This is a genomic window from Sinomonas sp. RB5 (assembly GCF_054063535.1).
This window is the reverse complement of the sequence record NZ_JBSSGJ010000005.1, coordinates 139,121-163,247: the sequence shown is the minus strand read 5'-3', so window position 1 is coordinate 163,247 and position 24,127 is coordinate 139,121. Positions and strand designations below refer to the sequence as shown.

At 70.2% G+C, this 24,127-nt stretch carries 22 protein-coding genes; 8 read left to right on the top strand and 14 right to left on the bottom strand.

Annotated features, from left to right (window positions below; translation table 11 throughout):
- Positions 1-144: 144 nt before the first annotated feature.
- The 4 genes from leuS to ACVWWH_RS08195 all read left to right on the top strand — a co-directional run bounded on the left by leuS (position 145) and on the right by ACVWWH_RS08195 (position 6,573).
- Positions 145-2,658 carry a leucine--tRNA ligase gene (leuS, locus tag ACVWWH_RS08210; protein ID WP_457316229.1) on the top strand — a complete coding sequence of 838 codons (2,514 nt, stop codon included), beginning with the start codon at positions 145-147 and terminating at the stop codon, positions 2,656-2,658.
- Between the two features lie 13 nt (positions 2,659-2,671).
- Positions 2,672-3,682, top strand: coding sequence for a DegV family protein (locus tag ACVWWH_RS08205; RefSeq protein ID WP_457316228.1), 1,011 nt, complete (start codon positions 2,672-2,674; stop codon positions 3,680-3,682).
- A 123-nt stretch (positions 3,683-3,805) separates the two neighbouring features.
- Entirely contained in the window at positions 3,806-4,741 is a 936-nt protein-coding gene (locus ACVWWH_RS08200) for a ComEA family DNA-binding protein (protein WP_457316227.1), read from the top strand.
- The gene (locus ACVWWH_RS08195; protein WP_457316226.1) at positions 4,738-6,573 is read left to right on the top strand and encodes a ComEC/Rec2 family competence protein; all 1,836 of its coding nucleotides are present in this window, start codon (positions 4,738-4,740) and stop codon (positions 6,571-6,573) included. Before ACVWWH_RS08200 ends, ACVWWH_RS08195 begins: the two co-directional genes overlap by 4 nt.
- A gap of 396 nt (positions 6,574-6,969) precedes the next feature.
- Here ACVWWH_RS08195 and ACVWWH_RS08190 read toward each other — a convergent pair whose 3' ends face one another.
- The 11 genes from ACVWWH_RS08190 to ACVWWH_RS08140 all read right to left on the bottom strand — a co-directional run bounded on the left by ACVWWH_RS08190 (position 6,970) and on the right by ACVWWH_RS08140 (position 17,689).
- On the bottom strand, positions 6,970-7,866 hold the full coding sequence (locus ACVWWH_RS08190; protein WP_457316225.1) for a hypothetical protein: 897 nt from the start codon (positions 7,864-7,866) through the stop codon (positions 6,970-6,972).
- A gap of 355 nt (positions 7,867-8,221) precedes the next feature.
- Positions 8,222-8,971 (bottom strand): SDR family oxidoreductase, encoded by a 750-nt coding sequence (locus tag ACVWWH_RS08185; protein WP_457316219.1) that lies wholly within the window; start codon positions 8,969-8,971, stop codon positions 8,222-8,224.
- Positions 8,972-9,183: 212 nt separating this feature from the next.
- The gene (locus ACVWWH_RS08180; protein ID WP_457316224.1) at positions 9,184-10,578 is read right to left on the bottom strand and encodes an MFS transporter; all 1,395 of its coding nucleotides are present in this window, start codon (positions 10,576-10,578) and stop codon (positions 9,184-9,186) included.
- Positions 10,579-11,303: 725 nt separating this feature from the next.
- Positions 11,304-12,245 (bottom strand): 2-hydroxyacid dehydrogenase, encoded by a 942-nt coding sequence (locus ACVWWH_RS08175; protein ID WP_457316223.1) that lies wholly within the window; start codon positions 12,243-12,245, stop codon positions 11,304-11,306.
- Positions 12,246-12,305: 60 nt separating this feature from the next.
- A complete protein-coding gene (locus tag ACVWWH_RS08170; RefSeq protein WP_457316222.1) occupies positions 12,306-13,079 on the bottom strand; it encodes an SDR family oxidoreductase in 774 nt (257 codons plus the stop codon).
- Between the two features lie 32 nt (positions 13,080-13,111).
- On the bottom strand, positions 13,112-13,636 hold the full coding sequence (locus ACVWWH_RS08165) for a gluconokinase (protein WP_457316221.1): 525 nt from the start codon (positions 13,634-13,636) through the stop codon (positions 13,112-13,114).
- Between the two features lie 55 nt (positions 13,637-13,691).
- A complete protein-coding gene (locus ACVWWH_RS08160) occupies positions 13,692-14,030 on the bottom strand; it encodes a hypothetical protein (protein WP_457316220.1) in 339 nt (112 codons plus the stop codon).
- A gap of 293 nt (positions 14,031-14,323) precedes the next feature.
- Entirely contained in the window at positions 14,324-15,073 is a 750-nt protein-coding gene (locus tag ACVWWH_RS08155) for an SDR family oxidoreductase (protein WP_457316219.1), read from the bottom strand.
- A gap of 96 nt (positions 15,074-15,169) precedes the next feature.
- Positions 15,170-16,183: a 5-oxoprolinase subunit C family protein gene (locus ACVWWH_RS08150; protein ID WP_457316218.1), complete on the bottom strand. Its 1,014-nt coding sequence runs from the start codon at positions 16,181-16,183 to the stop codon at positions 15,170-15,172.
- Positions 16,180-16,899 carry a 5-oxoprolinase subunit B family protein gene (locus ACVWWH_RS08145; protein ID WP_457316217.1) on the bottom strand — a complete coding sequence of 240 codons (720 nt, stop codon included), beginning with the start codon at positions 16,897-16,899 and terminating at the stop codon, positions 16,180-16,182. The genes ACVWWH_RS08150 and ACVWWH_RS08145 overlap by 4 nt, the downstream gene beginning before the upstream one ends.
- A gap of 1 nt (position 16,900) precedes the next feature.
- Positions 16,901-17,689 (bottom strand): LamB/YcsF family protein, encoded by a 789-nt coding sequence (locus tag ACVWWH_RS08140; RefSeq protein ID WP_457316216.1) that lies wholly within the window; start codon positions 17,687-17,689, stop codon positions 16,901-16,903.
- A 265-nt stretch (positions 17,690-17,954) separates the two neighbouring features.
- Between ACVWWH_RS08140 and ACVWWH_RS08135 the strand changes: the two genes are divergently transcribed.
- Both ACVWWH_RS08135 and ACVWWH_RS08130 read left to right on the top strand, forming a co-directional pair.
- Complete coding sequence (locus ACVWWH_RS08135) at positions 17,955-18,905, top strand: LysR substrate-binding domain-containing protein (RefSeq protein WP_457316215.1); 951 nt, start codon at positions 17,955-17,957, stop codon at positions 18,903-18,905.
- Between the two features lie 122 nt (positions 18,906-19,027).
- Positions 19,028-19,252 (top strand): hypothetical protein, encoded by a 225-nt coding sequence (locus ACVWWH_RS08130; RefSeq protein ID WP_457316214.1) that lies wholly within the window; start codon positions 19,028-19,030, stop codon positions 19,250-19,252.
- 122 nt (positions 19,253-19,374) lie between these two features.
- Here the strand turns inward: ACVWWH_RS08130 and ACVWWH_RS08125 are convergent, their stop codons facing one another.
- Together ACVWWH_RS08125 and ACVWWH_RS08120 are read right to left on the bottom strand one after the other, a co-directional pair.
- On the bottom strand, positions 19,375-20,058 hold the full coding sequence (locus tag ACVWWH_RS08125) for a 4-carboxy-4-hydroxy-2-oxoadipate aldolase/oxaloacetate decarboxylase (protein WP_457316213.1): 684 nt from the start codon (positions 20,056-20,058) through the stop codon (positions 19,375-19,377).
- 28 nt (positions 20,059-20,086) lie between these two features.
- Positions 20,087-21,295, bottom strand: a complete 1,209-nt coding sequence (locus ACVWWH_RS08120; protein ID WP_457316212.1) for an aspartate transaminase — start codon at positions 21,293-21,295, stop codon at positions 20,087-20,089.
- A 215-nt stretch (positions 21,296-21,510) separates the two neighbouring features.
- Between ACVWWH_RS08120 and ACVWWH_RS08115 the strand changes: the two genes are divergently transcribed.
- Positions 21,511-22,584: an L-idonate 5-dehydrogenase gene (locus tag ACVWWH_RS08115; protein WP_457316211.1), complete on the top strand. Its 1,074-nt coding sequence runs from the start codon at positions 21,511-21,513 to the stop codon at positions 22,582-22,584.
- 125 nt (positions 22,585-22,709) lie between these two features.
- Positions 22,710-23,750: a DNA polymerase III subunit delta gene (gene holA, locus ACVWWH_RS08110; protein WP_457316210.1), complete on the top strand. Its 1,041-nt coding sequence runs from the start codon at positions 22,710-22,712 to the stop codon at positions 23,748-23,750.
- 111 nt (positions 23,751-23,861) lie between these two features.
- Here holA and rpsT read toward each other — a convergent pair whose 3' ends face one another.
- A complete protein-coding gene (gene rpsT / locus ACVWWH_RS08105; protein WP_066497849.1) occupies positions 23,862-24,125 on the bottom strand; it encodes a 30S ribosomal protein S20 in 264 nt (87 codons plus the stop codon).
- Positions 24,126-24,127 lie beyond the last annotated feature (2 nt).

The window sequence follows — 24,127 nt, the reverse complement described above, 5'->3', positions numbered from 1 at the left end:
TCCATGCGCGGCGTCCTCCTGCTTCGATAGCCGCTTGCAGCGCGGGCCCCCGGTGTCCCGACAGCAAGCGGCCGCCCCTCCCTGTGCGAGGGGCTTTTGTGTGTCAGGGGAAGGAAGCAGGCGGACGCCTGGACGAAGAGAGACGTGGAGAGAGATACGGTGAGCGAAGAGCAGGTCGCTGAACAGTCGGCAGGGGCGGCATACAGCTTCGCCGCGATCGAGGCCAAGTGGCCCGCGGTGTGGGACGAGCTGGGGGTGTTCACCCCCAAGGACGACGGCAGCCGCGAGCGCCGCTACGTGCTCGACATGTTCCCGTACCCGTCCGGCGACCTCCACATGGGCCACGCCGAGGCCTTCGCGATGGGCGACGTCGTGGCGCGCTACTGGCGCCTCAAGGGCTACGACGTGCTGCACCCCATCGGCTGGGACTCCTTCGGCCTGCCCGCCGAGAACGCCGCCATCAAGCGCAACACCCACCCGGCCGAGTGGACGTACAAGAACATCGAGACGCAGGCCGCCTCCTTCAAGCGGTACGCGCTCAGCCTCGACTGGTCGCGCCGCCTGCACACCTCGGACCCGGAGTACTACCGGTGGACGCAGTGGCTGTTCCTGCGCTTCTACGAGCGCGGCCTCGCCTACCGCAAGAACCACCCGGTGAACTGGTGCCCCAAGGACCAGACCGTCCTGGCGAACGAGCAGGTCGTCAACGGCGCGTGCGAGCGCTGCGGCACCCCCGTGACGAAGAAGTCCCTCAACCAGTGGTACTTCAAGATCACCGACTACGCCGACCGGCTGCTCGAGGACATGGCCGAGCTGGAGGGTCACTGGCCCGAGCGCGTGCTGGCCATGCAGCGCAACTGGATCGGCCGGTCCGAGGGCGCCCACGTGCGGTTCGCCATCGAGGCGACCGACGCACGCCCCGAGCGCGAGGTCACCGTCTTCACGACCCGCCCCGACACGCTCTACGGGGCCACCTTCTTCGTCGTCGCGGCCGACGCCGAGCTCGCCGGCGAGCTCGTGGCGCCGGAGCAGGCGCAGGCGCTCGCGGACTACCAGGACCGGGTCAAGGCGCTGAGCGAGATCGAGCGGCAGAACACCGACCGCGAGAAGACCGGCGTCTTCCTCGGCCGCTACGCCGTGAATCCCCTCAGCGGCGAGAAGCTGCCCGTGTGGGCCGCCGACTACGTGCTCGCCGACTACGGCACGGGCGCGATCATGGCCGTGCCGGCGCACGACCAGCGCGACCTCGATTTCGCCAAGGCCTTCGGCCTGCCGGTCCGGGCCGTGCTCGACACCGGCGAGGAGGACCCGGCGGCCACCGGCGTCGCCACGAGCGGCGAGGGCACGATCGTCAACTCCGGGCCGCTGGACGGCCTGTCGAAGGCCGAGGGCATCGCCAAGGCCATCGAGGTGGTCGAGGCGGCCGGCACGGGCGAGGGCACGGTCAACTACCGGCTGCGCGACTGGCTCCTGTCCCGCCAGCGGTTCTGGGGCGCACCGATCCCGATCATCCACTGCCCGGCGTGCGGCGAGGTCCCGGTCCCGGACGACCAGCTGCCCGTGCGGCTCCCGGACAACCTGCGCGGCGAGCAGCTCGCGCCCAAGGGCACCTCTCCGCTCGCGTCCGCCGAGGACTGGGTCAACGTCACGTGCCCCGCGTGCGGCGGCGCCGCCCTGCGCGACACGGACACCATGGACACGTTCGTGGACTCGTCCTGGTACTACCTGCGGTACCTCTCGCCCGACTACACCGAGGGGCCGTTCGACCCCGAGGCCGCGCGGCGCTGGATGCCGGTGGCGCAGTACGTGGGCGGGGTCGAGCACGCCATCCTGCACCTGCTGTACAGCCGCTTCTTCACCAAGGTCATGAAGGACATGGGCCTGATCGACGCGGACGAGCCGTTCGCGGCCCTGATGAACCAGGGCCAGGTGCTCAACGGCGGCAAGGCCATGAGCAAGTCCCTCGGCAACGGCGTGGACCTCGGCGAGCAGCTGAACACCTTCGGGGTCGACGCCGTCCGCCTCACCATGGTGTTCGCGTCCCCGCCGGAGGACGACGTCGACTGGGCCGACGTCTCCCCGTCCGGCTCGGCGAAGTTCCTCGCCCGTGCCTGGCGCCTCGGACAGGACGTCACGAGTGCCCCCGGAGCGGACCCGGCCACCGGCGACCGCGCGCTGCGCGCCGTGACGCACCGGACGATCGCCGACGCCACCGAGCTGCTCGATGCACACAAGTTCAACGTGGTGGTCGCCAAGGCCATGGAGCTCGTCAACGCCACGCGCAAGGCGATCGACTCCGGCCCCGGAGGCGCCGATCCCGCTGTGCGCGAGGCGGTCGAGACCGTGGCCGTCATGCTCAGCCTCTTCGCCCCGTACACCGCCGAGGACCTCTGGGCGGCCCTGGGCCACGAGCCGTCGGTCTCGAACGCGTCCTGGCCCGCGCACGACCCGTCGCTCCTCGTCGAGGACACCGTGACCGCCGTCGTCCAGGTCCAGGGCAAGGTGCGGGACCGCCTCGAGGTTGCCGTGGACATCTCGGAGGAGGACCTGCGCGAGCTCGCGCTCGCCTCGCCGAATGTCCAGCGGGTCCTCGACGGCCGCGGGATCCGGACGGTGGTTGTCCGGGCGCCCAAGCTGGTCAACGTCGTCCCCGCCTGACGGATGACTCCGCGTGGCTGAGGGGCAGGCACAGGAGCTTCCGGCGATCGCGTGGCTGCGGCGGCGGTGGGGCAGGCTCCGCCCGGGGCCTGCCCCGGCCGCCCCGCCGGCGCCGCGGCCCCGCGTCGCGATCGTCACCGATTCCTCCGCCGCGCTGCCGCCCGCCTGGACCGAGGAGTTCGAGCGGGCGGGGTGCTTCGCCTGCATGGTCCTTCCGGTCATGGCCGGCGAGGAGATCTTCACCGAGGGCGAGGACGTCGACACGGCCCTGGGCCTCGCCCTCGCCGCGGGCCGGCAGGTGCGCACCTCGCGCCCCGCGCCGGGCCAGTTCGAGCGGGCCTACCGCGCCTTCGAGCAGGCAGGCTTCGAGGCGGTCCTCTCGCTGCACCTCTCCGGGAAGCTGTCCGGGACCGCCGACGCCGCGCGGATCGCCTCGGCGCGCGTGGGCATCCCCGTCGAGGTGGTCGATTCGCAGACCGCGGGCATGGCGCTCGGCTTCGCGGTCCAGGCGGCGGTGCTCTCCGCGGCGGCCGCTGCCGGTCCCGCCGAGGTGCGGCAGGCCGCCGAGGAGCGGCTGGCCGGGGCGGAGGTCCTCTTCTATGTGCCCAGCCTCGAGCAGCTGCGCCGCGGCGGCCGGATCGGGGCAGCCGCATCGCTCGTGGGGACGGTCCTCTCGATCAAGCCGATCCTGACCCTGCGCGACGGGCTGATCGTGCCGCTCGAGCGCGTCCGCACGGCGCCCCGCGCCGTGTCCCGGCTCCGGGAGCTCGCGGTGGCCAGCGCGGCCGCCCACGAGCCCGCAGTCCTCGCCGTGCACTACTTCGGCAACCGGCCCGAGGCAGAATCGCTCGCTCAGGCCCTCGCAACGGAGGTGGGCATGGCCCCGGACGCTGTGGTGGTCTCCGCCATGCCGGCAGTCCTCGCCGCGCACACGGGGCTCGGGGTGCTGGCCGTCGTCGTGTCCGGGCCCTTGGACGCGGCCGCCCTCCCGCCCGCCCCGGCTCCTGGCCCGCCGCCCCGCTAGCCCGCCGTCGCGGCGCTCGGCTGCGGGCGGTTACTGGCCCTCCACAGGGTCGCCCTCCGTGAGTCGTGCACATAGCGGGTCCGCCACCGCGGGCTGGCCACGGCCGGTGGCAGCGTGGAGACCGTGCGCGGATGGGGGAGGGGAACCAGCAGGCGGCGGGCGGCTGCCCACCGCTGGGACGCGCTCTTCCCGCCGGACGACGCCCCGCCCGGCCTCCTCGACCTGGGGGCCTCCGACGACGCGGCCGCCTCCGCCGAGCCTGCGGACCCGGCGGCGGACCCTGCAGCGGCCGATCCTGCAGCAGGAGCCGAGCCGGGAGATCCGGGCGGCACCCACGGGAGTGCCCGCGGACAGGCTGCCGATGCCCCGACCCGGGGGCGGGAGGACCGTCCGAGGCTGGCCGTCTCGGTGCGGCTCGGCGCGGTGCTGACACTGCTCCTCGCCGCAGCGTGCGCCAGCTGGTGGGGGATCGCCCACGGGGCCGCGCCCGCCGCCGTCCCGGTAGACGCGCCGCCCCCGCGCACAGGGAGCGCGGACCCGCGGGCTCCAGGCCCCCAGGCGCCGTCGGGATCTCCGGCGCCGGCGGCAAAGGATGGCCCGACGGTGCACGTCGCGGGCGCCGTCCTTGCCCCGGGCGTCTACCGCCTCGCCCCGGGGGCGCGCGTCCACGAGGCCATTGCCGCGGCCGGTGGCGCGAAGCCGGGGGCCGACCTGGACCGGCTCAATCTCGCTGCGCCGGTGGAGGACGGAACGCGCCTCAAGGTTCCCCTCCGCGGCGACCCCGAGGACGCGCAGGCCGGCGGCGGCACCCCCGCGGCACCGCGCCAGGCTGGTGGCGCCGCGGCCGGCGGTTCCGGCCCGGCAGGCAAGGTGGACCTCAACACCGCGACGGCCGAGGACCTCGGAGCGCTTCCCCGCGTCGGCCCGGTCCTCGCCCAGCGCATCGTCGACTACCGCACGGCACACGGCCGCTTCACGGCCCCTGAGGACCTCGACGCGGTGAGCGGGATCGGACCGAAGATGCTCGAATCCCTGCTCCCGCTGGTGACGGTCGGATGAGCTCCCGCCGCGGCGCCTGGGACCGCTACCGCGCTGCCGCCGTCGAGGGACCGGCACGGGAGCGGCCAGCAGGACCCGACGCCCGGGCGGGGCGCCTCCGGGCGCTCGCCTCTGACTGGTGGAGCGCGGATCCGGCCCCGCCCGTGGCGGCCGCCGGCCGCTGGAGGGACCTCAGGCTCGTCCCGCTGGGCGCGGCGGCGTGGCTCGGGGCCGCGGTGGGCCCGTTCGCAGTGGCACCGGGTCTCCTGACGGTCCTCCTCGCGTGCTGCCTGGCCGGGGCCGCCGCGGCGGCGACCCTGGCGCTCGGCCTGCGCAGGGTGCACCTGGCAGGGCGTGGTTCAGGCCCGCACCGTGGCGCCGGCCCGACCCAGGCCGGCCCGGCAGGGGTCGCTGTCCTCGCCGCCTGCGCCTGCCTGGCGGCCGCCGCGGGCCTCGCCGCGGCCGCCGGCCACGGGGCAGCAGAGCGCGCGGGACCCGTGGGCGAGCTGCTGGCCCACGGCGGCAGCACGGTGGCGACCGTCGAGGTCGTGGCCTCACCGACCCCGCTGCGGAGTCCGAGCAGGTTCGGGGCGGAGCCGCGCTTCACCGCGGAGGGGAGAATCCTGCGCGCCACCGACGCCGGGCGCAGCTTCGCGGCATCCTCCGCGGTCCGCCTCGTCGGCGGCAACGAGGTCGGCCGACTCCGCCCGGGCACGACCGTCGAGGTGGCTGGCCGAGTCGTCCCCGCAGCGCAGCCGGGACGCCCGCCCCTGCTGAGTGCCTCGTCCCGCCCGCGCGTCGTCGGTGGCAATCCCGCTGGCCTGCTGGTGGGGGGCGTCAAGGGTGCACTGCGTGCCTCGAGCGCGTGGCTCTGGCAGGACGCCGCGGGCCTCCTGCCCGGCATGGCCGTCGGGGACACGGCGGACCTGCCGCAGGAGCTCGGGGACGCCATGCGCCAGGTGGGGCTGGGCCACCTCACCGCGGTGAGCGGAGCGAACTTCACTCTTCTGTCGGCCAGTGTGCTCCTGGCCCTGCGCGCCGTCCGTGCACCGCGGGCGGTGGCGTCGTGCTCCAGCTGTCTGGTCCTCGCGGCCTTCTCGTTCGTGGTCGGGCCCGAGCCGAGCGTCCTGCGGGCGGCCGCCATGGGCGCCGTCGGCCTCGTGGCCCTCATCAGTGGCAGGGCCGGGAGGAGCTGCTCCGCGCTGTCCGGGGCCATCCTCGTCCTCGTCCTGCTCCAACCGGACCTCGCCCTGAGCATGGGCTTCCTGCTCTCGGTCTCTGCCACCCTCGGGATCGCGCTGTTCGGTGCGCCCCTCACCAGCATGCTCGCGGCGCGCATGCCCGCGTGGCTCGCCGTGGTCGTCGCCGTGCCCCTGTCAGCCCAGCTGATGTGCGGGCCGCTCATCGTGCTCATCCAGCCCGCGTTCCTGACCCTGTCCCTCGCTGCCAACATCGCCGTGTCGCCCTTCGTCCCGATCGTGACCGTGGCCGGGACGCTGGCCCTGGCCACGTGTACCTGGTGCCCGCCCCTCACGCTCGTGTGCACGGCGATCGGCGGCGCGGCAGCCCAGTCGGTCGCCACCCTCGCGCGCCTCCTCGCCTCGTTTCCGGGCGCCGCGCTGCCCTGGCCGGAAGGCCTGGTCGGAGCCGGAGCGATGGCGGTCATGTCCGCGGCCAACTCCGCCTTCCTGTGGGCTGCCTTCTCACCGGGAGGCCGGCGCGCGGCCCTCCGGCTCGTGCGCGGCCCCGCGGACTGCGCCCGCGGGGCCGCGGCCTCCGCGTCCGGAGTGGGTCCTGGGGCGCCCCGTGGGCCACGACGCCCTCCGGGTCGTGGCCCACGGGGCAGTGGGTGACGACGTACGAGCAGGACAGGGGAAGGGGGGAAGAGTCCGTGGCCCCGATGCTATGTCGGCCCTCCGACAGCGGGGACGCTCACCGACCAAGCGCTGTTCAGACCGCGGCGAGCGCGAGCTCTACAGCCAACTCATGGCGGGGCAGGCAGTCTTCACGTCCTCGTGCCCCAAGTCCGCGGGCGGATGAACGAGCCGAGCGGTCCGCGGGATCTGAACTCGAGCGGGTTCACACTGACCTTGAGGCGGATCAGTGGGATGGTGTCGCTGATGTCGTTCGAGAAGGCGGCGTCGCCGACTCGAGCTTCGGTGCGTGCGCGGCCGAATCTTTCCTCATGATCGGGGTGGAGGCCTTTGCCGTCCAATGCAATCGGCTCGAACCGCCGTAGGAAGTCTTGTTCAAGCCGCTCCGGATGCAGCGCCGGGGCGCAGGCGGAGCCTTTGCCCTCTCTCTGCTCGAGTGGGCGCTATAAGGAACCAGATCATCACGGCGGCGCTGGCCGCGCCAATGATCAGGTGCACGACGACCACGGCGGGGTCTGTGCGTATTCCTTCGAAGAGGTTGTCGGCGACGGCAGCGACGGCGAAGATCACTCCGCCGAGTGCGGACACCAGCAGCAGGCCGGGAGCGGCGGTGTAGCCGAAGGGGCGCTTGGCCCACAGCAGCACCCCGCCCATGATCAGAACAGGGGCGCCGAGGATCCAGTCGGCAACCCAGTGCCCGCGCCACGCTTCCTCTGTCGCGCTGTTGCCAAATGCGCCGATGGCGGTGGACACGAGGCCGGCGTATGCGAGCACGCCGATCACCGTCAGAATGGTGCCGACCGCCTTCGCCGGTGCGTGGGCGAACCGCTCGGCGAGGACGGTCCCGTCCGTCCCCGTGGCGAGCGATGCCAGGGCGTAGGCGGCCGCTAGGAATGCTACGACGTCGACGAACAGCAGTGGCGTGAAGGGAGCGCCGATGAGGTAGGGGACGTCTGCGTAGGTCATGTAGAAGAGGGCCCCGGGCCACAACAGAAGCGCATTGATCGACCCACGGTGCGCGAGCCAGAGGGCAACCAGCACGAGCAGGACGGCGATGAGGTTCGCTGCGTCCGCGCCCTGGGAGACCAGGACGGACTGTGATTGGAGGTACCTGTCCGACCCGGCCGCCAGCCCCATTGCCGAGGCCAGGACCACGGCTGCTGCGGCTACAGCGGATGCGACGGTTGCGGGCCCCAGCCCGTGCACAAGCGGAAGGGTGGAGCCGGGACCCACCGCGGGTGACGGCCGGGAGTGCCCGTGAGCGGGTGCCATCATCCCTCCTTCCCTCGAGGGATCCAATCCTTCTGACGAGTCTCCAGCGGCCTCGCAACGGGCCGCTAGAGCAGAAGGGCACCCGGACTAAGACACCTAGCCGATGACGATCCTGACGTGTGTCGTTCTTGTCCAGAACGTCAGAACCGTGTGTCCGGAACATCTGAAGGAGAGGGCGGTGGGACACGGCTCAGCGCGCCCATTGGACTCTATGAAGAGCGGCGAAACATCCGAGGAACGGCTCGAGGAGGTGTGCAACGCATGGTGGCGCTTCTTCCATCCTCGGTGCTCGGGCGGTCGACGGCGGGGCTGCCGCCCGGTGGGGAGGGGCGGCGGCGGCGGTGGTGTGGCGGGGTCAGTGGCGGTCGAAGGTGAGGCCGCCGGGGACTTGGAAGGTCGGCATGATCTCGAGCATGCCGATGTTGACGTGGCGCGGGGTCTCGAGGGCGTAGTCGATGGCGTTGACGATGTCGTCGGTCGTGAGGGACTCGTAGCCCTCGTAGTACGTCTTCCATGCCTCTTCCATGGCCTCGGGGGATCCGCCCAGGTTCCGGCCGAAGATCTCGGTCTCCACCCGTCCTGGGCAGATCTCGGTGACGCGGATCCGCTTGCCGACGGTGTCGTTGCGCAGCTGCCGGGAGATCTGGTGCACGGCGGCCTTGGTCGCGTGGTAGGCGGTGTGCCCGTAGAAGTTGTAGACGCCGGCGATGGAGCTGATGTTGACGATGTGGCCCCGGTCGCGCTCGACCATCCCGGGCAGGAGCAGGCGGGTGAGCTGGAGCAGGCCGCGCAGGTTCACGTCGATGATCTCGTCGAGGTCCTCCTCGGAGGAGTCGAGGATGTTGCCCGGCCGTGAGACGCCGGCGCAGTTGACGAGGACATCGATCTCGAGGCCTCCGAGTTCGCGGGCCACCGCTGGGGTGTCGGTGAGGTCGAGGACGTGGGGGAGGGCGCCGGCGCGGTCTGCGAGTTCCTTGAGGCGCTCTGCGTTGCGGGCCGTCGCGTGGACCTCGAGGCCGCGCTTGGCGAGGAGCTCGGTGATGGCTGCCCCCATGCCGGTCGAGGCCCCGGTGACGAGGGCGGTCTTGTAGTCGGCGAAGGTCATGGAATCTCCTAGGAAGGACGGGGCAGGACGCTAACGGCACGGCCGTGCGGGGTGGTGTGGTCAGTGGTGGAATCAGGTTGGGCGTCGCCCTGCAGAGAGCGTCTGGGAGACCCGCAGGGTCGACGCCGGCTCGAGACGCCGACGTCGACCCTGCTGACGGTCTGTGGGGTTGGACTCAGTTCAGGCCCTTCCCAAGCCTGGGTGGCAGGCTGTCACTCGAGGCCGGGCTTGGCGGCGAGGCGTCGTGGGGTCGGGTTCGGGAGGTCGATGGCGGCGGTGATGACGTCCTTCTCCCGTTCGCTCTGCTGCACCTCGTCGAGCTCCTTCAGCGTGTACTTTCCGGTCTCCTTGGCGGTGAGGGCCGCCACCCCCGCGAAGACCATGAACCCGATCGCGACCATGGACGGCCCGACCCAATCCTTGAGGTTGGCGCCCGCGAGTGCCGTCGCGAGTACCGGGCCGATGACACCCGAGAGGGCGAAGCCGATCTGGGTTCCAAGGGCGAGCCCGGAGACGCGCAGCCGGCCGGGGAACATCTCCGCGAAGAACGAGGGCCAGGACGCGTTCACCATCGAGTAGAAGAACGAGTAGTTGATGATGCCGAACAGGAAGATCAGGGCCCAGTTGCCGGTCGTGATCGACCAGAGGTAGGGCGCCATCGTGATGCCGACCCCGACCGTTCCGATGAGGAACATCGTCTTGCGGCCAATCTTGTCCACCAGGAACCCTGCCACGGGGGTGATGGCCAGGGCGATCACGGCAGAGACCGTCGTCGTCAGAAGCATGGTCGGCTTGTCCAGCTTGTACCCGGAAGTTCCGAACGCCACCGAGAACGTCTGCATCATGTAGCTGGTGCCGGCGATGAGTGCGCAGAAGACGATCCGGACCACGGCTCGCCAGTGGAAGCGCAGGACGTGCCTGAGCGGGGCGACGTTCACCTTCGTGGCCCTGGCCTCGATGAACTCCGGCGGCTCCTGGACGTGGCGGCGGATCAGGTAGGCGACGACCACCACGACGGCGGAGAACCAGAACGGAACCCGCCAGCCCCAGGACAGCAGCTGGGCCGAGGGCATCGCGGCGATCGGGATGAAGAACAGCAGCGTGAGCAGCGTCCCGGTGGCGGAGCCCAGGGTCGTGAAGCTCGTGATGAACCCGCGACGGCGCTCGGAAGAGTGCTCCAGGCTCATCGTGATCGCGCTCGGCTGCTCCCCGGAGAGGCACAGTCCCTGGACGACACGGATCGCCACGAGCAGGATCGGAGCAAGCGAACCGATCTGGGCGAACGTCGGCAGACAGCCGACCAGGAAGGTGCAGCCGCCGATGCCGAACAGAGTGAGCATCATGACGAATTTGCGGCCGAAGCGGTCGCCCATCGGGCCCAGGATGAGGGAGCCGAGAGGGCGCACCGCGTAGCCGACCGCGAAGGTGATGAGGGACAGCAGCACGCTGATGCCCGTGGGCAGCTGCGGCGAGAAGAACAGGACGTTCAGGACCAACGCCGACGAGGTGCCGTACACCGCGAAGTCGTAGTACTCGAGCGTCGTGCCGATCCAGGCCGCGACCGCCGCTCTGACCGGGGTCTTCCTGGGAAGTATGGTTTCAGTCATTTCGTCTCCATTGGCGATGGGTGAACAGCGGCCTACCGGCACACACGGGCTGCGGAAAGAGAACTCGAGGAGTGCCGAAGCAGCGAGAATGGCACACTATGCGATGCCATTTTGCGGGAGACTCCTCATACGTAAGCTGCTCTTTCTCCGAGCTCGAACGGATTCAGGCTGAAGTGCACTTGAAATACCGCGCTAAAGCGGCTGACTCCACATTAGATGATGAGACCCCCGTCACTCCAAGACCTAATCCATATCCCTGCATACGATACGGTTATGATCTTCTCCTCACTGGGTATTGCTCGACACTGGATTCACCGACACCGTGTGGACGGCCATGGTGGCCGCTGAGGCTTCTGGCTCGCCTCCGTGGGCGAGGACGCCCCTGCGGAGCGGTGGTCCGCCCAGCTGCCCCCGAGGAGCCTGAACCGCCTTTCCAGCAGAGGCCGGTGCGAGCAGTCATGATTTCCAAGACCCATATGCCCCAGGCTGCGGTCCCCGCTGAGGATGTGAACGTCGGCTCGCAGTATGTGCGATGAGGACATGGCGCGCGCTCTCATAGAAATGGGGTGCATATATTCTTCTTGAGCTGGTAGCCCAACGATAGGCGCATCCTCGGGAACTGGGAATTCCAACTGTTCATAGGAATTCCCCTGCCAAAGAATGTAGTGCAAGGATCGTTGACAGAAGCGTTCGCGTCGGGAATCGGACGTGAATGGGGCCACTGGTCAGAAGGGGCCCTGCTGGACGAGGTTGGCGGGGGTCCTCCCTTCGGCCAGGGCCGCGAGCTGGCTCGAGAGGAGCCGGCGGATGCGCGGTTCGAAGGCAGAGGCGTTCCCGCCCACATGCGGTGTGATGAGGGCGTTCGGTGCACCCCAGAGAGGGTGGTCACCGGGCAGCGGTTCGGGGTCGACCACGTCGAGGGCGCAGTGCAGCCGGCCCGAGAGGACCTCGGCCGTGAGCGCGTCGGTGTCCACGACCGGCCCGCGGCCGACGTTCACTACGAGGGCTCCGTCCGGCAGGGCTGCCAGGACGGTGGCGTCGATGAGGTGCCGGGTGGCCTCGGTGAGCGGGGTGACGGTGATGACGACATCGTGGTGCGGCGCCAGCGAGGGAAGTTCCGCGATGCCGTGCACGTTCCCCAGGGCGTCCTTCCGGGGCGCGCTGCCGACCCGGGTCAGTTCCACCTCGAAGGGCTCGAGCCTCCGGGCGATTTCGGTCCCGATGCCGCCCACCCCGATGAGGAGGACGCGCCGATCTGCGAGGGACGAACGGCGGCCGGGCCGCCAGATCCGCTCCTGCTGGGCGCGGACGGCGTCGTCGATCCCGCGGAGCTTGGCCAGGACGAGCCCGACGGCGAGCTCCGCGGTCGCTGCGGCGTGGACGCCGGAGGCATTCGCGACCCCCGCGGCGGGTCCGGCAGCCTCACGGATGCCGTCGAACCCCGTGGACTGCGACTGGACGAACTTCAGCCGTGGGACCTTGGCGAGCTCGGGGAGCACCTCGCCCGCGTTCAGGTAGGGGAGGATGACGGCCTCGACATCGTCGAGGCTGCCGGACGCCGGCGCGGAGCGCATGTCCCAGACAACCCCTTCGAGCTGGGGAGGGAGGGGGGAGAGGTCGGCCAGGAGCTCCTGGTCGGGGAAGGAGACGGTGCGGACAATCTGCATAGGTGGCCTCGTTCTTGGGTGGCTGGTCGTGGGTGTCTTCTGGTGGGGTCCGCGATGGGCTCAGACCACAGCCGTCATGCCGCCGTCGACGAAGATCGTCTGGCCGTTGACGAAGGCGGAGGCGGGGGAGGCGAGCCAGGTGACGGGGCCGGTGAGGTCCTCGACAGTCCCCCATCGGGCGGCGGGGGTCCTTCCGCAGATCCAGGCGTTGAACGCCTCGTCATCGACGAGCGGTTGCGTCATCTCGGTGTGGATGTAGCCCGGGGCGACCGCATTGACCTGGAGACCGTGCGGGGCCCATTCGGCGGCCATCGCCCGAGTCAGGTTGCGCAGGCCTCCCTTGGCGGCGGTGTAGGCGCCGATGGTGGGCCGGGCGAGATCGCACTGGACGGAGCCGATGTTGACGATCTTGCCGCGGCCGCGCTGCACCATGTGCCTGGCGGCCTCGCGGCCCACGAGGAACGCCGCGGTCAGATTGGTCGCCAGCACGCGGTTCCAGTCCTCGAGGGCGAGGTCGACGAGCGGGACGCGGTGCTGGACGCCGGCGTTGTTCACGAGGATGTCCAGAGGCCCGATGCGGGATTCGATCGAGTCCATGGCGTCCACGACCGAGGACTCGTCCGTGATGTCGAAGGGGACTGCCCAGACCCTCTCCTCTCCGTAACGGCCCGCGAAGTCCTCCCTCTGGGCCTCCAGCGCATCGGGGTCCCGGCCGTGCAGGACCACTGTGGCTCCGGCCTGGGCGAGCCCCGCGGCGAGCGCATTGCCGATGCCGCGGCTCGAGCCGGTGACCAGCGCGAGGGCGCCGGTCAGGTCGAAAGGGGAGGTGCTCATCAAGATCTCACTTTCTGCTGGAGGTCGGCAGGTTATGCGGAGCGCGGCGCTGTGATGTCCGCAGACACCCACCTCGAGGCTTCTGCTGCCAGGACCGTGGGCGCTTCGGCGATGTCGAGCACGATGCCGAGTTCGTCGGGCCCCAAGGGCTCAAGGGTCTCAATCTGGGACTCGAGGAGGGAACGCGGCATGAAATGGCCGGGGCGTGCCGACATGCGCTCGGCCAGCAGATCGCGCGTGCCGTGGAGATGCACGAAGCGGGTGCGCGGAGCGGCATCCCGGATGATGTCGCGGTAGGCCTGCCGGAGCGCACTGCACGCGATCACCAGCGGCCCCTGCGAGGAACGGAGGCGCTGGCCGACCTCGTGCAGCCACGGCTCCCGATCGCGGTCGGTCAACGCGGTCCCGGCCGCCATCTTGGCCACGTTGGATTCGGGATGGAGCTCATCGCCGTCGATGAACCTGCCCCCGACCGCGTGGGCGAGAAGGCTGCCGACGGTACTCTTGCCGCTGCCGGAGACGCCCATCACGACGATGGGCAGCACGGAGTGGATCATGGTTCTTCCTGTCCTGAATCTGAGGGCACGGTCTGGACCGCCCGAGGCCATGTCATCACTCTGCGCGCCGCCGGCACCGCAGGCTGCGGCGGACACTCTCGGCGGGAAGGCCGGCCAGGGCCGCGAGCTGCGCCTCGTCGGTGAACCCGAGGGCATACGCCTGCGCGACGAGGAGGTGGAGTTCGCGTTCGACGGCCTCCTTCGCCGAGGCCGCCGCTTCGAGCTCGGTCCTCACCGTCTGGAGCGCGCGGACGTGCTCGTCCCGCGACCGTACGGCCGACGGCGCCTCGTCAACGGCGAGGGCTATCCGGCGGATGCCCGGAACGCTCTCGCCGAGGATGTCGGCTGCGGCGGAGATCCGCAGGCCGCTCCCGACAGCCTGAGCGAGCGACACGTTCCTCTGCGCCGTCAGCGCACGGATGCGTGCGCGGACGTGCCCGAGGCGCTGCTTGTGGGCAGCGAGGGCCCGGAGGAGCCGTTCAGTCGGCGCGCTGCTGCGGCCCTGGCCCCGTTGAGCGGGCCCGTTTCGGTAGCGGTACCTGCCCGCGCTCTCAGGCGCGTTGCGGGGGCGGGGCGCCTCAGTCCTTTCGCGCATGGTGGCGCTTCTTCCATCCTCGGTGCTCGGGCGGTCGACGGCGGGGCTGCCGCCCGGTGGGGAGGGGCGGCGGCGGCGGTGGTGTGGCGGGGTCAGTGGCGGTCGAAGGTGAGGCCGCCGGGGACTTGGAAGGTCGGCATGATCTCGAGCATGCCGATGTTGACGTGGCGCGGGGTCTCGAGGGCGTAGTCGATGGCGTTGACGATGTCGTCGGTCGTGAGGGACTCGTAGCCCTCGTAGTACGTCTTCCATGCCTCTTCCATGGCCTCGGGGGATCCGCCCAGGTTCCGGCCGAAGATCTCGGTCTCCACCCGTCCTGGGCAGATCTCGGTGACGCGGATCCGCTTGCCGACGGTGTCGTTGCGCAGCTGCCGGGAGATCTGGTGCACGGCGGCCTTGGTCGCGTGGTAGGCGGTGTGCCCGTAGAAGTTGTAGACGCCGGCGATGGAGCTGATGTTGACGATGTGGCCCCGGTCGCGCTCGACCATCCCGGGCAGGAGCAGGCGGGTGAGCTGGAGCAGGCCGCGCAGGTTCACGTCGATGATCTCGTCGAGGTCCTCCTCGGAGGAGTCGAGGATGTTGCCCGGCCGTGAGACGCCGGCGCAGTTGACGAGGACATCGATCTCGAGGCCTCCGAGTTCGCGGGCCACCGCTGGGGTGTCGGTGAGGTCGAGGACGTGGGGGAGGGCGCCGGCGCGGTCTGCGAGTTCCTTGAGGCGCTCTGCGTTGCGGGCCGTCGCGTGGACCTCGAGGCCGCGCTTGGCGAGGAGCTCGGTGATGGCTGCCCCCATGCCGGTCGAGGCCCCGGTGACGAGGGCGGTCTTGTAGTCGGCGAAGGTCATGGAATCTCCTAGGAAGGACGGGGCAGCGCCCCGGGCGGGGCACGGCCGGCGGCGGAGCTACTTGAGCGTGGCGATGCTCTGGGTGGATGGCACTGGTCAGCCACAGGCGGCGGTTGGCAGATCCTGCCAGCCGGCCGAACCGTGGAGGCCGAGGAGGCCGAAGACGGTGTTGACGCAGTGCCGCAGAGTTTCGAGCTGGAGCATGGAGCGTCGGTAGGCCGCCGTTGCGTCGGCCACCGTCGTCGGTCTGAAGCGGACCCTGTCGCCGGGCCGGGCCTGGGCCAGGACGTCGAGCCCGAGGCTCGTGGCGACGGCGAGCACGGGGTAGCCTGCCGTCACTCCGCGGCCTCGGTGGAGCACGAGGAGTTCCTCGCGCGAGGGCACCTCGATCGCGCCGACGGGGACCCCGCGCGAGAGCACCTCGCCCGAGGAGACCCTCTCCGGCAGCCTTCCGCCCAGTCGCAGGCCGATGTGGTTGCTTCTCGGGCTCACGGTGTACTCGGAGCTGAACAGCAGGTCCGCCGAGGCACCGAATTCAGTGATGTCGGGCCCGTCGGTGACGTCGACGAGCACCTCCCGTCCCGCACGGGGGCGCTCCACGCCGAGGCGGAAGAGCGGCAGGTCGAAGTACGGCTGCCGGAGTGGCGCCACGGGGCGCTGCACCTTCAGGGCCGTCCCCTTCGCGAGCCGCACGCCGAAGCCGACGACGCTGTCCGGTGCGCAGCTTCCGAGAAGGCGTGGCACATCCACGGAACCGTGGACTGCAAGGTAGGCGCGCAGGCCGCCGTGGATGCCCCGCACCGCGACGGTCTCGCCAGCCGCGACAGAGACAGGTTCCCACTGCGGGTACGTGCGCCCGCCGACGGTCAGGTCGGCGGAGGCGCCCGTGACCGAGATCAGGAGGTCCGCCGTCGTCGTCATCCTGAAGTCCAGCGCAGTGAGCTCGATGAGCGGTGCGTCGTCCTCGTTGCCTACGAGGATGTTCGCAGCCCGAGCCGAGTACTGGTCGAGGGCGCCGTTCACGGGGAGCCCGAAGCGCGGGCCGCGGAACCTTCCGAGGTCGGTGACCACCGAGTTCCCGGGCTGCTGGACGAGGAGCTCGCTGCTCATGGCTGAGCCTCCATGAGCGTGCCGGCCAGCGCATCGAAGTCGCGTTCGGCGACGGGCCGGAAGCGGATCGTGTCGCCCGGACGGTAGGGGACGAGCGGGTCCCGCCCGGCGTCGAGCAGCGTGAGGGGCGTCTGTCCGATGACGCGCCATCCGCCCGGGGCCACGGCGGGCGCGATGACAGCCTGGCGCCCCGCGACCGCGACCGCTCCGGCGGGCACGCTCAGGCGCGGGTCCTTGAGGCGGGGCACGGGGTGGGGGAAGTCGGGGCCGTCCATCATGGGGGACCCCGCCGGGGCGCCGAGGCAGCGGATGGTGTACGTCTTCGAGGAGTGGAGGCGCACGACCTCGTCGGCCGTGATTCCCTGCTGCGAGGCGACGTCGTCCAGGTCCGGCCCGTAGTCTCCCCCGTACACGACGGGGACGTCGAAGGTGCGAGGGGCCCCTCCGGCTGGAGAGAGCGCGAGCTGCCGCATTCCCAGCCCGACGAAGGCCCGCATCTGGGCGGCAGACACGACGAGCACATCGAATTCCACCAGGACGGAGTCATAGGTGGGGACCGCCCCGTGGAGGCCTTCGGCGCCGCACGTCTCGAGCCATCCGGCGAGCCTGTGCACCGTTCTCCAGTCGCGCTCCACGTCGCCGGAGGTGGCCACGACACGCAGCGCCGCATCGCCTGATTCGAAGACCTCCACCGGGGAGGGGACGAGCGCGCCCATGTCAGGCCACCGGGTGCTTCGCGGCGAGCACTTCGCCCAGCGGGGCGATGCTGACGCCGGCGGAGGTCAGTTCGGAGCGGATGAGCCGCGCGAGCTCGACGGCGCCCTCGTTGTCGCCGTGCAGCAGGACCGTATCGGCCTCGACGTCGATGTCGACGCCGGTGACGGTGCGGACCTTCCCTTCGCAGACTATGCGCACGGTGCGGTCGACGATGTCCCGGGCATCATGCAGCACGGCCCCGTCCGTGCCGCGCGGCACGAGCGTGCCGTCCTCCTGGTAGGCGCGGTCGACGATGCCGACGACGGCGACCCGCAGCCCCCGGGCGCGCGCTGCGCGGGCCAGTTCGCCCTCCTGGGCGACGATGATGAGGTCCTCGTCGAAGCGCGAGGCCGCATCGGCGACGGCCGAGGCATAGTCCGGGCGCACGGCGACGAGGTTCCCCAGGCGGCCGTGGGGGGCGAGGTGCGCCACGCGGCGGCCGTGTGCTGCTGCGAAGGCCGAGAGGGCCCCGAGCTGGTAGAGGACGTCGTTGCGGACTTCGTCCTCGCTGAGGTCCATAGCGCGCCGGCCGAAGCCGCGCAGGTCCGGGAAGCTCGGGTGGGCGCCGATGCCCACGCCGCGGCGGACGCATTCCGCGACGGTCGAGTTCATGATGTCCGGGTCCCCAGCATGGAATCCGCAGGCGATATTCGCACTGGAGACGATATCCAGCAGCTCCGTATCGTTTCCGATCCGGTAGGCGCCGAATCCTTCGCCGAGGTCGGCCACGAGATCGATCATGGGATTCACGTGCTGCTCTTTTCGCGGTTTTGGACTGCTCTTTCGGGAAGGGAAGGGATTTCAGGATTCCGACCTCCCCGTGCTGTTCTTATGGGATCGTCTCATCGCGGCAAACCGGCGCGCAAAGACCTATCGCGTATCACGGGATAGGCCTGCGTTATGACCTAGGGCCCGCAACCGCGCGGCGACAGGTCCCCGGCGCCGACATAGCCTTCTGTCATGGGCCGGGCGCCGGAGGCACGCTCGGACAGAGAACTGCTAGGAGGCAGGACACGTGGATACACGGAAGCTCGAGTACTTCGTGAGGATCGTGGATGCGGGCAGTATCACGAGGGCCGCCTCGGCACTGCACGTCGCCCAGCCCGCACTGAGCCAGCAGATCTCCGCGCTCGAGAAGGACCTCAAGCAGCGGCTCCTGATCCGGAGCAAGCAGGGCGTCGAGCCGACCGCGGCCGGCACGGCGCTGTACCGGCATGCCCAGACCATCCTCCGACTCGTCGACGAGGCGAGGCAGGACGTGGCGACCTCGGGCGACGCCCCGGCGGGCCGGGTGTCGATTGCCATGGCGCCCTACTGCATGGCGTCCAGCCTCGCGCCCAGAATTGTGCGGGAAGTGGGGCAGCGGTACCCCGACATCACTCTACATCTGACCGAGATCTTCGGCGGCGTGCTGAGCGAGGCCATCAAGAACGGCAGGCTCGACATGGCGCTGATCTACGAGCCGCGCGAGCGCCGCGGCATCAGGTTCACCCCCATGATCGTCGAGGACCTGTACCTCGTGGCGAATGCCGAGGCGGGCGCGGATCTGGAGGGCAAGGGAAGCGTGACCCTGCGGGAGGCCCTGCAGCTGCCGCTGTTCCTTCCGGAGGACAACCACACTATCCGGAGGCTCGTTGACAAGGCCAGCGCGGACCAGGGCGTCGCCGTGCGCCTCGCCGGCGAGGTGGAGTCGGTCCCTTCCCTGTACCGGCTGCTCCAGGCGAACCTCGGTGCGACCGTCCTTCCGAGGTCCGCCGCCGATGCGCTCTTCCCGGACCAGGGCTTCGCGGTGCTGCGGATCGTCGACCCGGCCCTCCAAGTGAAGCTCGGACTGTGCACGGCGGACCACGAGCCGATGTCCGAGGCCGCCGCGGCCGTGCTCATCCTCCTGCGCGAGATGATCAAGGCCCAGCTGCTCACGCGGTACGGGATGGACGGGGACGAGACGTTGGTCCCGCATCCATAGCCACGGCTTATCGTGGCACCGGACTTAGGTCTTATTCAGGCTCCTCGACATTTCCTACGATGGTTTCAGCAGCTGAATCCGCAATCCCGCGGTTCTGTTCCCGAAGTGCAAGGAAGCCTGAAATGAAGAAGATCAGCAAGGTCAGCTGGAATTCGAAGAACCCGGCAATTCCGACGATCGCCCCCACGGGCGTGCATTGCCCGGTGAACGGCCTGTGGGAGCCCCTCGGCTCGTCAGCCGATCCGGTCTTCGTGTTCGAGGGAAGCGTCATGCCGCCGCACGCGGGAGCGGCCGTGGAGTGGCAGCTCGTCGAGGTCCACCGCAGGATGCCCGATCTGGTGTTCTAGCCGCACCGCGGCCAGGAGGCCGGGGGATCATAGGCCCAGCGACAAGAGGCACAGTGAGAGGAGGGAGGCGCCCGGACGGGGCGCCTCCCTCCTCTCACGCTGACTGAGCCGGCTTCGTCGGGTCAGTCCTCGACGAGGAGTCCCTTGGCCTTGAGCACCTCCGTGAGCCGGCACAGCTCGATGGTGGTGCCGCCCGCGTGGTAGGCCTTGATCAGCTCGTTCTCCGCGTCCACTCGGGCCTGGGACAGCGCGATGACCTCTTCGGCCTCCTCGCGCCGCACCACGACGACGCCGTCCGCGTCCCCGCGCAGGATGTCGCCCGGGTAGACGACCTCGTCACCGAACACCAAGGGGTGGTTGATGGGGCCGAGCGTTTCCTTCACGGTGCCCTTGATCGAGATGCTGCCGGAGAAGACGGGCAGCCCGAGCTCGATCAGGTCCGCGGTGTCGCGGACGCCCGAGTCGGTGACCATGGCGGCGATGCCCTTGGCCTTCATGGCGTTGCCGAGGACGTCGCCGAACGTGCCGGCCTCGGTGAATTCGCCGGCGCCCACGAGCACCACGTCCCCGCTGCGCGCGTAGTGGATCGCGACCTGGAGCATGAGGTTGTCCCGCGGGGCGCAGCGTACCGTGACGGCGGGTCCGCAGAAGGACATGGACCGGTCGATCGGCTTGATGCGTGAGCAGAGCGCACCCCGGCGGCCCTGGGCCTCGTGGATCGTCGCCGAGGAGAAGGCGGCGAGGCGTTCGACGACGTCCGCGTCCGGGCGCTCGAATCTGGTCTTGACGTGGATCATCTTTTCCATGGTTCTCTCGTGAATGACGTGGGTGGAATTAGCTGAGTGCTCGAACGGCTTTGTCGATGGCTTCGACGCCGGCCTTGATCACTTCGAGGGAGGTCGCAAAGGAGATGCGGAAATACGGCCCCAGACCGTAAGCGGAGCCTGGGATGACGGCCACGGACGCCGCGTCGAGCAGGTACAGGACGAAATCCTGGTCATTGCCGATAGTGGCGCCGTCCGGCGTCGTCTTTCCGACGGCGCCCGCGCAGTTCACGTAGGCGTAGAAGGCGCCCTCAGGAGTTCGGCACGACAGGCCCGGGACTGCGTTCAGCCCGGCCACGGCGGCATCGCGCCGCTCACGGTAGGCCTCGACGCATTCGGCCACGAAGGACTGGTCGCCGGTGAGTGCGGCGGCGGCGGCCGCCTGGCTGATCGAGGAGGGGCAGGAGGAGATCTGGGACTGCAGCTTGTTGACCGAGGCAACGAGCGGGGCGGGGCCCACGGCATAGCCCAGCCGCCAGCCCGTCATCGCGTACGCCTTCGACACCCCGTTCACCAGCAGCACGCGGTCGCGGAGCCGCGGGGCGGCGGCAACGAGGCTCGTGATCTGCCCCTCGCCGAAGTGGATCTCGTCGTAGATCTCGTCGGTCAGGACGTAGACCTGGGGATGTTCGGCCAGGACGGCGGCGAGCGCCTCGAGCTCGGAACGGGAGTAGACGACGCCGGTCGGATTGGAGGGTGTGTTGAGGATGAGCCACTTGGTGGCGGGGGCGATGGCGGCGGCCAGGGCCTCGGGGGTGAGCTTGAACCCCACGTCGTCGCCACAGGGGACGACCACCGGGGTGCCCTCATTGGCCAGCACCATGTCCGGGTAGGAAACCCAGTAGGGCGCCGGGACGATGACCTCGTCTCCCTCATCGAGCCAGGCCATGAGCGCGGTGAAGATGACCTGCTTCGCGCCGCCCGCGATGGTGATTTCCGAGGGGCTGTACCGGATGCCGGTGCGCCGCTCGACGTGGTCGAGGATGGCCGAGCGCAGCTGGGGGGTCCCGGTGACCGAGGTGTACTTCGTCTCGCCGGCGGCGATGGCGGCCACGGCGGCCTGCTTCACGTGCTCGGGGGTGTCGAAGTCCGGCTCGCCCACGGTGAGGTCGATGATCGAGCGCCCCTCCGCCTTGAGTTCGCGGACGCCTGCCGCGGCCTGGACGCTCGCCGATTCCTTGATGCGGGTCACCCGCGAGGCCGGCTGATAGTCGGGCATGTCTCCTCCAATGAATGCGCGGTATGCGGGTCTTCTTTCGACCCTATAGAGACGGGCGGTGTGGTGGATAAGACCTAAATTGCGTGGGCGGATAAGTACCTCTTATGACGGGAATTCGGCCGGGTACGCTTATCCTGTTTTCCAGCGCCCCTCATTTGCCGAGCAATTCCACGGGCCGGCAGGGCACACCATGTCTATCCAAGGGAACACAGAGAATGCAGACAGCAGCAGGCGTCCGCGCCGTCGTCGCCCATGGACGCGGCGACCTCAGAGTCGATCTCCTCGAGGAGCCAGCCCTCGCGCAGGATGAGTCCCTCGTGGCGATCGAGCTTGGAGGGATCTGCGGTTCCGACCTCCACTACTGGCTGCACGGCGCGGCGGGCGAATCCATCCTGCGGGATCCGCTGGTGCTGGGCCATGAGGTCATCGGCAGGGTGGTGCGCCCTGCGGCGGACGGCAGCGGGCCTGGGGAAGGGGTACGTGTGGCAGTCCACCCTGCAACTTCGGGCCCGGCGGGTGCCGGCAGGTTCCCCGCCGACCGCCCTCACCTCTCGCCCGGCGGCACGTACCTCGGAAGCGCCGCCACGCACCCGCACCGCGACGGTGCGTTCGCCGACCTCGTTGGCCTGCCCGCACGGATGCTGCGGCCTATTCCGGATGAGCTGGATCCGCGCGCTGCGGCGCTGATCGAGCCCCTGAGCGTCGCGTGGCATGCGGTCCGGCGGGCGGGCGACGTGGCCGGCAAGCGCGTCCTCGTTGTCGGCGCTGGTCCGATCGGCGCCCTCGTTGTGGCGACCCTGAGGCACCACGGCGCGGGTGAGGTCATCGCCACGGACCTGTTCGAGGAGCCCCTCCGGCGCGCCGCCGGGCTCGGGGCGGATCGGACCGTCTTCGCGTCGGAGCGGGACGTGGTGGAAGGCCTCGATGCGGACGTGGTGGTCGAGTCTTCCGGAAGTGTGCCCGGGCTCCGGACGGCGATCCGCGCGGCCACTCGTGGTGGCCGTGTGGTCATGCTCGGCCTCCTCCCACCGGGAGACCAGCCTGTCCTGATTGCGCTGGCGATCGCTCGAGAGCTCGAACTCGTCGGATCGTTCCGGTTCAACGACGAGATCGACGAGGTGATCGCAGCTCTGAGCGCCGGCGAGATCGATCCCTCAGCTGTGGTCACCCACGTGTTCGACGTCGACAGGGCCCTTGAGGCGTTTCACGTTGCCAGCGATGCGTCCACCTCGGGCAAGGTCCTGCTCAGTTTCAGCGGTGCGGAGGTTGAGGCCGACAGCGAGGACTAAGCCTGAGGCGTTGACGAACCCAGGCTCGCGCGGAACCGCGGCCTCCGCGTCCGGATTGGGCCCGGGTGCAGGACGTGGGAGAGTGGACAGGTGAAGTGCAGCAACACCGCCGCAGGGGGCCGCCCGTGACGCCGCCGGCCCGGACTGGCAGATCCCAGGCGCCCAAGGGCTCGGCAGGCGCCCGGAGCGCCGGGACAGTCGACTGGCGCGACGCCGCCCCCGCGCCCGTGGTCCTGGTCACCGGCCCAGAGGACTACCTCGCGGCGCGGGCCATGGATGCCGTGCGGGCCAAGGCCAGGGAGGCCGCGGGCGAGCTCGAAGTGACCCGGCTCGAGGCCGGCACGTACGCGGGCGGCGAGCTGCTGATGGCGGCCTCGCCCTCGCTCTTCGGCGAGAGCAAACTCATCGAGGTGCACGGGCTGGAGTCCATGAGCGAGGAGTTCCTCCGCGACGCCCTCGCCTACACCTCGGCCCCCGAGCCCGACGTCGTCCTCGTGCTCCGGCACGGCGGCGGGACCAGGGGCAAGAAGCTCCTCGACGCGGTCAAGGCCTCAGGGGCGCCCGTCGTCGACTGCCAGGCGCTGAAGAAGGACGCCGACAAGGCAGCGTTCGTCCTGGCAGAGTTCCGAGGTTCCGGCCGGCGGATCGAGCGCGAGGCGGTGGACGCCCTCGTCGCCGCCGTGGGCAGCAGCCTCGCAGAGCTCGCGGCGGCGTGCAGCCAGCTCATCCTCGACGCGTCGTCCACGGTGGACGCGGCGACCGTGGAGAAGTACTACGGCGGACGGGTCGAGGCCACGGCCTTCAAGGTCGCGGACGCCGCCCTCGCCGGCCAGAAGGCAAAGGCCCTCTCGGCCTTCCGGCATGCCGTCGAGACGGGCGTCGACCCGGTGCCGATGGTCGCGGCCATCGCCGCCAAGCTCCGGACCCTCGCGAAGGTCGCCGGGGCGCGCGGCTCCGCCCAGAGCATCGCCCGGGAGCTGGGCATGCAGCCCTGGCTCGTCGAACAGGCCCAGCGGGACATCCGAGGCTGGACCCCGCAGAGCCTCGCCCTGGCGATCCGGGCCGTCGCCGAGGCGGACGCCGAGGTCAAGGGCCTCGCCCGCGATCCCGCGTACGCCGTAGAGCGGGCCCTCTCGGCCGTGAGCTCGGCGGCCCGGGCCCGCTGACCCCCGGCCCGGGCCCGCCGAGACCGGGGCCAGCTGGCGCCACGGAGGCCGGAAACAGCAAGGGCCGGCATCCGTCGCGGATGCCGGCCCCTGCCGAGAAGAGCTGCTGGGTCAGCCGACCTTGCCGACCTTCTTCGCGATGCCCGACTTGCGGTTCGCGGCCTGGTTCTTGTGGATGACGCCCTTGCTCACGGCCTTGTCGAGCTTCTTGCTCGCGTAGGCCAGAGCGGAGACAGCGGCATCCTTGTCAGCGGAAGCGACGGCGGTGTTGACGGCGCGGATGGCCGTCTTCAGCTCCGACTTGACCGCCATGTTGCGCTGGCGGGCCTTCTCGTTGGTGAGAATGCGCTTCTTCTGGGACTTGATGTTTGCCACGT